The organism is Mycobacterium sp. E2462, assembly GCF_001672685.1.
Taxonomy (GTDB): Bacteria; Actinomycetota; Actinomycetes; order Mycobacteriales; family Mycobacteriaceae; genus Mycobacterium.
The window spans coordinates 23,460-33,946 of sequence record NZ_LZKC01000185.1; the positions used below are offsets into that span (position 1 = coordinate 23,460).

The 10,487-nt window shown below is 69.7% G+C and carries 11 protein-coding genes; 10 read left to right on the plus strand and 1 reads right to left on the minus strand.

What is annotated here, in order from left to right; all coding sequences use genetic code 11:
* Positions 1-7 precede the first annotated feature (7 nt).
* The 4 genes from A5714_RS08950 (at position 8) to A5714_RS08965 (ending at position 3,627) form a co-directional block, all read left to right on the plus strand.
* Positions 8-2,020: a phosphotransferase gene (locus A5714_RS08950; RefSeq protein WP_068284641.1), complete on the plus strand. Its 2,013-nt coding sequence runs from the start codon at positions 8-10 to the stop codon at positions 2,018-2,020.
* The gene (locus A5714_RS08955) at positions 2,017-2,514 is read left to right on the plus strand and encodes a gluconokinase (protein ID WP_068284657.1); all 498 of its coding nucleotides are present in this window, start codon (positions 2,017-2,019) and stop codon (positions 2,512-2,514) included. The genes A5714_RS08950 and A5714_RS08955 overlap by 4 nt, the downstream gene beginning before the upstream one ends.
* Before the next feature lie 82 nt (positions 2,515-2,596).
* A complete protein-coding gene (locus tag A5714_RS08960) occupies positions 2,597-3,022 on the plus strand; it encodes a hypothetical protein (protein WP_068068011.1) in 426 nt (141 codons plus the stop codon).
* A 26-nt stretch (positions 3,023-3,048) separates the two neighbouring features.
* Positions 3,049-3,627 (plus strand): AAA family ATPase, encoded by a 579-nt coding sequence (locus tag A5714_RS08965; RefSeq protein WP_068068013.1) that lies wholly within the window; start codon positions 3,049-3,051, stop codon positions 3,625-3,627.
* A gap of 1 nt (position 3,628) precedes the next feature.
* Here A5714_RS08965 and A5714_RS08970 read toward each other — a convergent pair whose 3' ends face one another.
* Entirely contained in the window at positions 3,629-4,759 is a 1,131-nt protein-coding gene (locus tag A5714_RS08970; protein ID WP_068284647.1) for a DoxX family protein, read from the minus strand.
* A 109-nt stretch (positions 4,760-4,868) separates the two neighbouring features.
* Here A5714_RS08970 and pncA point away from each other — a divergent pair, with 109 nt between their 5' ends.
* The 6 genes from pncA to A5714_RS09000 form a co-directional block, all read left to right on the plus strand.
* Positions 4,869-5,429, plus strand: coding sequence for a pyrazinamidase PncA (pncA, locus tag A5714_RS08975; protein WP_068284649.1), 561 nt, complete (start codon positions 4,869-4,871; stop codon positions 5,427-5,429).
* Complete coding sequence (locus tag A5714_RS08980; protein ID WP_068284650.1) at positions 5,429-6,229, plus strand: ketosteroid isomerase family protein; 801 nt, start codon at positions 5,429-5,431, stop codon at positions 6,227-6,229. Before pncA ends, A5714_RS08980 begins: the two co-directional genes overlap by 1 nt.
* A gap of 224 nt (positions 6,230-6,453) precedes the next feature.
* Entirely contained in the window at positions 6,454-7,779 is a 1,326-nt protein-coding gene (locus tag A5714_RS08985; RefSeq protein ID WP_068284651.1) for a sugar ABC transporter substrate-binding protein, read from the plus strand.
* A 95-nt stretch (positions 7,780-7,874) separates the two neighbouring features.
* Complete coding sequence (locus A5714_RS08990) at positions 7,875-8,738, plus strand: carbohydrate ABC transporter permease (protein ID WP_231975842.1); 864 nt, start codon at positions 7,875-7,877, stop codon at positions 8,736-8,738.
* A gap of 70 nt (positions 8,739-8,808) precedes the next feature.
* Positions 8,809-9,588, plus strand: coding sequence for a carbohydrate ABC transporter permease (locus A5714_RS08995; RefSeq protein ID WP_231973742.1), 780 nt, complete (start codon positions 8,809-8,811; stop codon positions 9,586-9,588).
* Positions 9,589-9,590: 2 nt separating this feature from the next.
* A partial coding sequence (locus A5714_RS09000; protein ID WP_068284653.1) for an ABC transporter ATP-binding protein occupies positions 9,591-10,487 on the plus strand: 897 nt, incomplete at its 3' end.

Genomic DNA, 10,487 nt, shown 5'->3' on the forward strand with positions numbered 1-10,487 from the left:
GAGCCCCATGCGCGCCGACCCCGAGTCTGTCCTCGAGCGACCCAGTGACCTGACCGCCTCCTGGCTGGCGGCGATGCTGGGCACCGGACCGGTCGCGGACTTCGCCGTCGAGCGCATCGGCACCGGCCAGATGAGCGAGTGTTACCGCGTCACGCTGGGCTACGCCGACGGGACGGCCGCCGGCCCCCCGTCGGTGGTCCTCAAGGTCGCGGCCAGCGACCCGATCAGCCGGCAGACCGGGCAGGCCCTGGGGCTCTACGAGCGCGAGGTCCGGTTCTACCGCGACATCGCGCCACGCCTGGGCGGCCCCATCGCGCCGTGCTACCACGCCGCGGTCGACTCCTCGACGGGCGCGTTCGACCTGTTGCTCGGCGACGCCGGCCCGGCCGTCGTCGGGGACGAGATCGCCGGCGCGACCCTGCAGCAGGCGCGTCTGGGCGCGGTCGAGTTGGGACGACTGCACGGTCCACTGCTCGGCGATCCGTCGTTGGCCGACGCGCCGTGGCTCAACCGCGAATCCCCGCTGAACCAGGCCATGATCGCCCCGCTCTACGCGGCCTTCCTCGACCGGTACGGCGCGCAGATCGCGCCCGAGCACCGCGCGGTGTGTGAGCGCCTGGTCGGAGCGTTCGACGGCTACCTGGCCCAAGAGGGCGACGCGGCGCAGCGGATGCACGGCCTGGTGCACGGCGACTACCGGCTCGACAACATGCTGTTCGGCGGCGCCGGCGCCGAACGCGCGCTGACCGTGGTCGATTGGCAGACCGTGTCGTGGGGGCCGGCGCTGACCGACCTGGCCTACTTCGTGGGCTGCGCGCTGCCCACTGCACAGCGGCGGCAGCACTATGACGCGCTGCTGCGCGCCTACCACGAGGCGCTGGGTCCCGAGGCGCCCCTCACGCTGGCCGACATCGCCGAGGGGGTGCGCCGGCAGAGCTTCTTCGGCGTCATGATGGCGATCGTGTCCTCGATGCTGGTCGAGCGCACCGATCGCGGCGACCTGATGTTCATGACCCTGCTGCGACGACACTGCGATCACGTGCTCGACACCGACGCGCTGGCCACGCTGCCGGACGCGGCCGCGCCCGAACCGTTGCAACCGGCACCCGAGGACGAACGGGCCCATCCGCCCACCGCCGAACCGCTATGGAGCGAGAGCTGGTACGCCGACTTCGCGGACCCCGCACAGGGTTTGGGCGGCTGGTTCCGCCTCGGCCTGGTAGCCAACCAGCGCACCGCATGGGTACACGCGTTGCTGTGCGGCCCCGATCTGCCGACAGTGGCCCTCGTCGACACGAACGTCGCGCTGCCGGAGGACCCGTGGACGGTGCGCACCGGCGCGGTCGAGATCGGGCACTGCGTCGTCGAGCCGCTGCACACCTACCGGGTCGAGGTCCGCGGTCGCGGTCAGGCCTACACCGACCCGTCGGCGCTGCTGCGCGGGGAGGCGGGCACGCCCGTCAAGGTCTCGATGAACCTGGAGTGGACGACCGACGGCACGCCCTACGCCTACCGGGTGACGACGCGCTACGAGATCCCGTGCACGGTGTCCGGCACCGTCACCGTCGACGACGCCACCTACCGCTTGGACGCCGTGGCGGGCCAGCGCGACCACTCCTGGGGGGTGCGCGACTGGTGGGGCATGGATTGGATGTGGAGCGCCCTGCACCTCGACGACGGCAGCCATCTGCACGCGGTGAACATTCGGATCCCCGGCGCGCCGGCCTTGACCATCGGTTACGACCAGGGCCCCGGTGCCCGCGTCACCGAGCTGCAGGCCGTCACGTCCCGAGAGTCATTCGGCGACAACGGGTTACCGCTGGAGGTGGCGTTGACTCTGCGGCCGGTGAATGTCACCGCCGAAGCGGAGGTGCGCGGTCAGGCGCCCGTGCTGCTCACCGCGGCCGACGGGCGGGTCAGCCAGTTCCCCCGGGTGTGGGCCACCGTCCGCACGGCCGACGGCCGCGGCGGCGTCGGGTGGCTCGAATGGAACCGCAACCTCGCCGGCCCGCCCGGGTGAGCCGGTCAGCACCCATCGTGGTGATGGGCGTCTCGGGTTCCGGCAAGTCGACCGTCGGGGCGGCCCTCGCGCACCGCCTGGGGGCGCCGTTCGTGGACGCCGACGCCCTGCACCCCGCGGCCAACATCGCCAAGATGGCCGCCGGTCAGCCGCTCGACGACCACGACAGGTATCCCTGGCTGGCCCGGGTCGGCGAGTGGCTGGCGAGCCATCCGGGGGGCGTCGCGAGTTGTTCGGCGCTCAAGCGCAGCTACCGCGACCAGCTGCGTGCGCACTGCCCGGGCGCCGCGTTCTTGCACCTGATCGGTTCTCCGGAGCTGCTGGCACGCCGGCTGTCGACGCGCGTCGACCACTTCATGCCCGCCGCCCTGCTCCGCTCGCAACTCGACACCTTGGAGCCGCTGGGCGCCGACGAGGCCGGCGCGACCGTCGACGTCGGCCCCGGTGTCGACGCCATCGTCGACGCCGCCGTCGCGGCGCTGCACACTGGCTAGGAAAGCGCAGCGCGGCGGTGCACGGTGTAGCATTGTGCTACAAGCCGTAACGGAATGCTGCACATCGCCTCGGGAGTCTGCCATGGCCAGATCCGCCAACAAATCCGCCCCGACGTCGAGTGAGAAGTCCCTCGACCGGGTCACGCGGGTGGCCTCCGACCTGATGGACAGCGCGGCCGCCGAGGGTGCCCGCCAAAGCCGCTCTGCCAAACAGCAACTCGACCACTGGGCCCGCGTGGGCCGGGCCGTCTCCAGCCAGCAGACCGCGTCGCGGCGCCGCGTGGAATCCGCGCTGGCCGGTCGGCTGGGCACCGGCGAGCTGACCGTCGAGGAGGGCGTCGTGTTCAACGCCGAAATCTCCGCGGCCATCGAGGAAAGCCTGGCCCGCACGCACTACGGGGCGACGTTGGCCGCGCAGGGCGTCACCACCGTGGCCCTCAACGACGCCGGGGAGATCGTCGAGCACCGCCCCGACGGTGCCGCGGTGGTGCTCGCGGGGCGTCGCTGATCCCGCGGCGATAGCCCGGCGGCCCGATGGATCGGCTGGACGTGGTCGTCGGGCCCAACGGCGCCGGCAAATCCACCTTCATCGCGCTCACCCTGGCGCCGCTGCTGCCGCGCAGCTTCGTGGTCAACGCCGACGAAATCGCCAGGCAGCGTTGGCCGGCCGACCCGGCCGGACACTCCTACGAGGCGGCGCGGATCGCCGCCGACACCAGGGCGAAGCTGATCGAGCTGGGTCGGTCGTTCATCGCCGAGACGGTGTTCTCCCACCCGTCGAAGCTGGACCTGGTCGACGCCGCGCGCCGCGCGGGCTTCACCGTCGTCCTGCACGCGCTGCTCATCCCGGAAGACCTCGCGGTCGAGCGGGTCCGGCACCGCGTGCAGGCGGGCGGCCACGACGTGCCGGAGGTGAAAATCCGGCAACGGCACCGCCGCCTCTGGGCTCAGGTGGCCGACGCCATCACCCGATGCGACAGCGTCACGGCCTACGACAACAGCCGCCTTCGCGGGCCCCGGATCGTCGCCCAATTCAGCGGCGGCGTCACGGTCGGCGCCCCGGACTGGCCGTCCTGGGCACCCGAGGAACTGCGGTCCCGCTGGCCGGACTAGTTCACCAAGGCAGCTTGGCGCGCCCGGTCTTGGCCGGCGCCCCCACCCGCTCGCGCGCAGTGTCGGCGAGGTAACTACCCCGTTGGCGGGCCGTCTCGGCCAGTTCCTCACCGCGGTCACGCGCCTGCTCGGCCAGCTTCTCGCTGCGCTTGCGCGCCTGCTCGGCGAGCTTTTCGCTGCGCTTGCGCGCCTGCTCGGCGAGCTTTTCGCTCCGCTTGCGCGCCTTCTTGGCCAACTTCTCGCTGCGCTTGCGCGCCTTCTTCGCCAACGGCGCGGCCCAGTCGGCGGCCTCGTCGGCCAGCTCCTCGCTGCGCTGCCGCGCCTTCTTGGCCAGGTACGCGGCTTGGTCGGCGGCGTCGTCGGCCCACTCCTCGCCACGCTTGCGGGCCTTTTTGGCCAGCGGCTTACCGCGTTCCGCGGCGGTGCTGGCGAAGTCGCGGCCACGCTCGAGCGCGGCCTCGGCGTAGGGGGCGCTGCGCTCCGCGGCGGTGTTGGCGAGCCCGCGCCCGCGTTCCAGCGCGGCCTCGGCGTACGGCGCGCCGCGTTCCGCGGCGGTGGCGGCCAGCTCGCGGCCCCGCTCGGCGCCGATCTGCAGCCCGTGCACGATCTTCTCGCCGAGCTCGGACAAGTCGGGATCGAACGAGTCATCGGATCCCGGCAGCGCCGACGACACCCGCTCCGAGAGCCGCTCGGCGGCCTGACGGCCGCGCCACCCGAGCGAGGGCTTACCCGCCGTGTCCGCGGACGCGATCAACAGGCCGCCGAGCAGGCTCAGATCGGTGAGGAACTGCTGACGCTTGTGCGCCTTCGCCTGGGGGTCGATCTCGTTCCAGAACGAGTGCGCGCCGAGGTTGGCCGGAAGCACGGTGACGGCCAACGCGGCCGACGCGACGCGGGGCAGCTTGCCGGTGGCGAGCAGCAGGCCGCCGCCGATCTGCACCGCCGCGTTGATCTGCGCGAAGGTTTCGGGGTCGCTGGGGATGCTGCTGCTCACCGAATCGGGCAACGCCTGCAAACCGTCCACCGCCGGCGCGGCCGCGGCCGCCGCCGTCTTCGGGTTGAGCAGTGAGTTGATGCCTTGGCCGATGAATGCTGCTGATAACAGGGGTCGCGCGATTCTCCGGATCACCATGGCGGCTGTATTACCCGACTGTCTGACGAGCAAACCGCCCCGGCCATATGCGCAGCTTAACGGCTGTATCGAACGCAATCGGGCGGTCCGGACCGGATAGGGTGGAGCCGTGCGAGCGTTGATCATCGTCGACGTGCAAAACGATTTCTGCGAGGGCGGCTCGGTGCCCGTGCCAGGGGGAGCCGCTGTGGCTCCCGCGATCAACACCCACCTGGCCGCGGCGCCGGGATACAGGTGTGTAGTGGCCACCCAGGACTTCCACGTCGATCCGGGAGATCACTTCTCGGATCGACCGGATTTTTCGTCGTCGTGGCCGCCGCATTGCATCGCCGGCACGCCCGGTGCGGACTTTCGGCCCGACCTCGACACCGAGCGGATCGACGCGGTGTTCCGCAAAGGCGCCTACGGTGCGGCCTACAGCGGATTCGAGGGCGCCGACGAGCGTGGCACGCCGCTGCTGGACTGGCTGCGCCGACGCGGTATCGACGAGGTCGACGTCGCGGGCATCGCCACCGACCATTGTGTGCGCCGCACCGCCCAGGACGCGGCACGGGCCGGCCTGCGCACGCGGGTGCTGGTGGACCTGACCGCCGCCGTGGCGGCGGCGTCGGCGGCCGAGGCGCTGGCAAAGATGCATGCCGAAGGCATCGAGCTGGTAGGGAGAATGTGATGCCGACAGCGTCCGACCGCGAACAACTGCTCGCCGCGGTGGAGCGCTCCCCGCAGGCGGCGGCCGCGCACGATCGGGCCGGGTGGGTGTCGCTGTTCACCGCCGACGGTCGCATCGAGGATCCGGTCGGTTCGCGCCCGCATGTCGGGCACCAACAGATCGGCCGCTTCTACGACACCTTCATCGGTCCTCGGGACATCACCTTCCATCGGGACCTCGACATCGTCTTCGGGGCCGTGGTGCTGCGCGACCTCGAGCTGGAAGTGGCGATGGGCCGGGGCGTCACGATGTACATCCCCGCGTTCCTGCGTTACGACCTGCGAGAAGAGCAGGGCCAGTGGCACATTGGCGAACTGCGGGCCTACTGGGAGCTGCCGGCGATGATGGCGCAATTCCTGCGCAGCGGGACGCGCGCGGCGGCGCCCGCGCTGCGCCTGTCCGCGACGTTGTGGGCTAACCAGGGACCGCGCGGCACCGCTGGTTTCCTGGCGGGGTTCCGGCGGGCGGGCTCGCGGCACAAGGCGCTGGTCCGGGCGTTTCTGAGCGCCGCGGCCCGCGGCGACACGGCCGCCGCGGCGCGCGCGTTGTCGCCCTCCGCCGCAATCACTTTGGGGGATCGCGAACCCCTTGACCTCCCCGAACTGGCCACGCAATTGGACAACGCCAGTCCGACCAAGATCAACAGCGCCGGCCCCACCGTCGCCGTCGCGGTCAACTCGAGTCACGGCCGCGGAATCCTGTTCGCCGAGGCGGCATGGCGGGGTAACGCCATCGACCGCATCCGCTATTTTCCCGCCTGACGTGGTGGCCTCCGGCATTGCGCTGTCGCGCAGCGGCTTTGTGGCGGCGCGTCATCCCCGTCCCGGGTGCGGGTCGGCGCACAATCGACACCGTCAGACGCCGCTGTCGCGGCACGCCCTTCGAGATAGGACGCGCGGCCGTGACCTTCGCAACGTCTTGCGGTACCAAGGAGGGCAGACGGCGCCGGCCGCCCGGACGGCGCCGAAACACCGTCGGGAGTGCAATGCTCGATAAGCCGTTGGGCCGGCGGGATTTGCTGCGCGGCGCCGGGGCGCTCGGTGTCAGCGCGCTGGCGCCGTGGGCCGCGGGCTGCGCCCCCGACGACGACGCGCTGACCTTTTTCTTCGCGGCCAATCCCGACGAGCGCGACGCCAGGATGCGCGTCGTCGAGGCTTTCCAGCGCCAGCATCCCGACATCAAGGTTCGGGCGATCCTCTCCGGACCCGGGGTTATGCAACAACTTTCGACCTTCTGCGCGGGTGGCAAATGCCCCGACGTGCTGATGACCTGGGAACTGTCGTACGCCGAACTTGCTGCCCGCGGGGTGTTGCTGGACCTCAACACGCTGCTGGCCCGCGACCGGGCGTTCGCTCAACAACTCAAGGCGGACAGCATCGGGCCGCTCTACGAAACCTTCACGTTCAACGGGGCGCAGTACGCGCTGCCCGAGCAGTGGTCGGGGAATTACCTGTTCTACAACAAACGCCTCTTCGCCGAGGCGGGTGTCGCGCCGCCGCCCACGACGTGGGAACGCCCCTGGACGTTCGGCGAATTCCTCGACGCCACCCGAGCGCTCACCAAGCGGGACGCCTCGGGGCGCGCCGCCCAATACGGATTCGTGAACACCTGGGGCTCGTACTACTCCGCCGGGCTGTTCGCCATGAACAACGGTGTGCCGTGGTCGACGCCACGCCTGAACCCGACGCACTTCAACTTCGACAACGACGCGTTCATCGAGGCGGTGCAGTTCTACGCCGATCTGGCGAACCGGTACCGAGTCGCCCCCAACGCCTCCGAAACCCAGTCGATGTCCACGCCCAACCTGTTCGCGTTCGGCCGGGCCGCGATCGCGCTGGGCGGTCACTGGCGTTACCAGACCTACATCCGGGCCGAGGGGCTGGACTTCGACGTTGCCCCGCTGCCGGTGGGCCCGGCCCTGCCAGCCGGGCATGCCGCGTGTTCGGACATCGGCGCGACCGGCTTGGCCATCGCGTCGAGCAGCCGGCGCATCGAACAAGCCTGGGAATTCGTCAAGTTCGCGACCGGCCCGGTCGGGCAGGAGTTGATCGGCGAGACCTGCCTGTTCGTGCCAGTGTTGCGGTCCGCCCTGAACTCGGCGGGGTTCGCCAAGGCCCACCAACGGGTGGGTAACCTCAGCGTGCTCACCCAGGGACCGGCCGTCTCGCAGGGCCTGCCCATCACCCCGGCCTGGGAGAAGGTCAACGCCCTGATGGACCGCAACTTCGGGCCGGTGTTGCGGGGCAGCCGGCCCGCGTCGTCGCTGGCCGCACTGCCCGGCCCCATCGACGAGGTGTTGCGCAGCCCATGAGTGTGGTCAACGCGGTCGACCCGGCCCACGACGCGGCGCACCCCCAGCGCCGCAACGACTCCGTCGCCGCCCGGCGCCGCGCACGGGCGGGACGGATGTTCGTCGCGCCCAACCTGTTCGCGGTGGCCGTGTTCATGGTGTTTCCCCTCGGCTTCTCGCTGTACATGAGCGTGCAGAACTGGGACGTGTTCCGGCCCCCGAAGTTCGTGGGCTTGAAGAACTTCCATGACCTGTTCACCTCCGACCCGTTGTTCCTGATCGCCATCCGCAACACGGTGATCTTCACCGTGGGCACCGTGGTTCCCACGGTCGCGATCAGCCTGGTCGTCGCCGCCGTGCTGAACCAAAAGGTCAGGGGCATGGGGTTCTTCCGCACCATCGTCTTTCTGCCGCTGGCCATCTCGTCGGTCGTGATGGCGGTGGTGTGGCAATTCGTGTTCAACACCGACAACGGGCTGCTCAACATCATGCTCGGCTGGGTGGGCATCGGGCCGATCCCCTGGTTGGTCGAACCCCGGTGGGCCATGGCGTCGCTGTGTCTGGTCAGCATCTGGCGGAGCGTGCCGTTCACCACCGTCATCTTGCTGGCCGCCATGCAGGGCGTCCCGGAGACCGTGTACGAGGCGGCCAAGATCGACGGGGCCGGCGAAATACGCCAATTCGTCTCCATCACCATGCCGCTCATCCGCGGGTCGATCTCGTTCGTCGTCGTCATCTCGGTCATCCACGCATTCCAGGCCTTCGACCTGGTGTACGTCCTCACCGGTCCCAGCGGCGGGCCGGAATCAGGCACCTACGTCCTCGGAATCATGTTGTTCCAGCACGCCTTCGGGTTCCTGGAATTCGGCTACGCTTCGGCCCTGGCATGGGTGATGTTCGCCGTGCTGCTGGTCCTCACCGTGCTGCAGTTGCGCCTGAGCCACCGACGATCCTGGGAGAACTCGCGTGGGCTCACCTAGAAGCGCGCAAGCCCAGCGGCGGGGCCTCGTTTCGCGCGCGGTCGTCCGCGCCGGCGTCGTCTACGCCTCGTTGACCGTCATCGCCTGGTGCGCGCTGTTTCCTATCGCCTGGGCGGTGTCGGGTTCGCTCAAGACCGAGGGCGAGATCAGCGAACCCAAACTGCTGCCGGCGCATCCCCGGTGGTCGAACTACTCCGAGGTGTTCGCGCTGATGCCGTTCGGCCGAATGTTCTTCAACACCGTCGTCTACGCCGGCTGCGTCACCGCGGGGCACGTGTTCTTCTGCTCGTTGGCGGGATATGCCTTCGCGCGCCTGGACTTCCGGGGCCGCGACGTGTTGTTCGTCTTATACCTGGCCACGTTGATGGTGCCGCTGACCGTCACGGTGATCCCGCAGTTTCTGGTGATGCGGACCCTGGGGTGGGTGGACACGCCGTGGGCGATGATCGCGCCCGGATTCTTCGGCAGCGCGTTCGGCACCTACCTGATGCGGCAATTCTTCCGCACGCTACCAACGGATCTGGAGGAGGCGGCGATTCTCGACGGCTGTTCGCCGTGGCAAGTGTACTGGCGGATCCTGTTGCCGCACGCCCGCCCGGCGGTGATGGTGCTGGCGGTGCTCACCTGGGTCAACGTCTGGAATGACTTCCTGTGGCCGCTGCTGATGATTCAGCGCAACAGCCTGGCGACGCTGACCCTCGGGCTGGTCCGGATGCGGGGCGAGTACGTTGCCCGGTGGCCGGTGCTGATGGCAACCTCGATGCTGATCATGCTGCCCTTGGTGCTCGTCTACGCGGTCGCGCAACGCTCGTTCGTGCGCGGCATCGCCGTGACCGGGTTGAACGGGTAATCGTGGCGTCGGTGACTTTCGACCAGGCGACGCGGCGCTACCACGGCGCGGAGCGCCCGGCGCTGGACAACCTCAACCTCGTCGTCGCCGACGGGGAATTCGTCGTGCTGGTCGGGCCGTCCGGCTGCGGCAAGACCACCTCGCTGCGGATGGTGGCGGGGCTGGAGACCGTCGACTCCGGCAGCATCCGGATCGGCGACCGCGACGTCACCCACGTCGACCCGAAGGCGCGTGACGTCGCGATGGTGTTCCAGAACTATGCGCTGTATCCCCACATGACGGTCGCGCAGAACATGGGCTTCGCGATGAAGATCGCCAAGACGCCGAAGGCCGAGATCGCCGAACGGGTGTTGGCCGCCGCCAGGCTGCTCGACCTGGAGCCTTATCTCGAGCGCAAACCGAAGGATCTGTCCGGGGGGCAGCGCCAGCGGGTGGCCATGGGCCGCGCGATCGTGCGCCGCCCGCAGGTGTTCCTGATGGACGAGCCGCTGTCCAACCTGGATGCCAAGCTGCGGGTGCAAACGCGCAATCAGATCGCGGCGCTGCAGCGCAGGCTGGGGACCACCACGGTCTATGTCACCCACGATCAAGTCGAGGCCATGACCATGGGCGACCGGGTCGCGGTGCTGCGCGACGGTCTGCTGCAGCAGTTCGCGCCGCCCCGGGAGCTCTACCGAAATCCGTGCAACGTTTTCGTCGCGGGGTTCATCGGATCCCCGGCGATGAACTTGTTCACCCTGCCCGTGGTGGATTCGGCGGTGGCGCTGGGGGATTGGCTGATCCCGCTGTCGCGCGACATCGTCTCGTCAACGGCGGCCGCGGGCGAGGTGGTCGTGGGGGTCCGGCCCGAGCACTTCGAGCTGGGTACCCTGGGCGTCGAAATGGAAGTCGACGTGGTG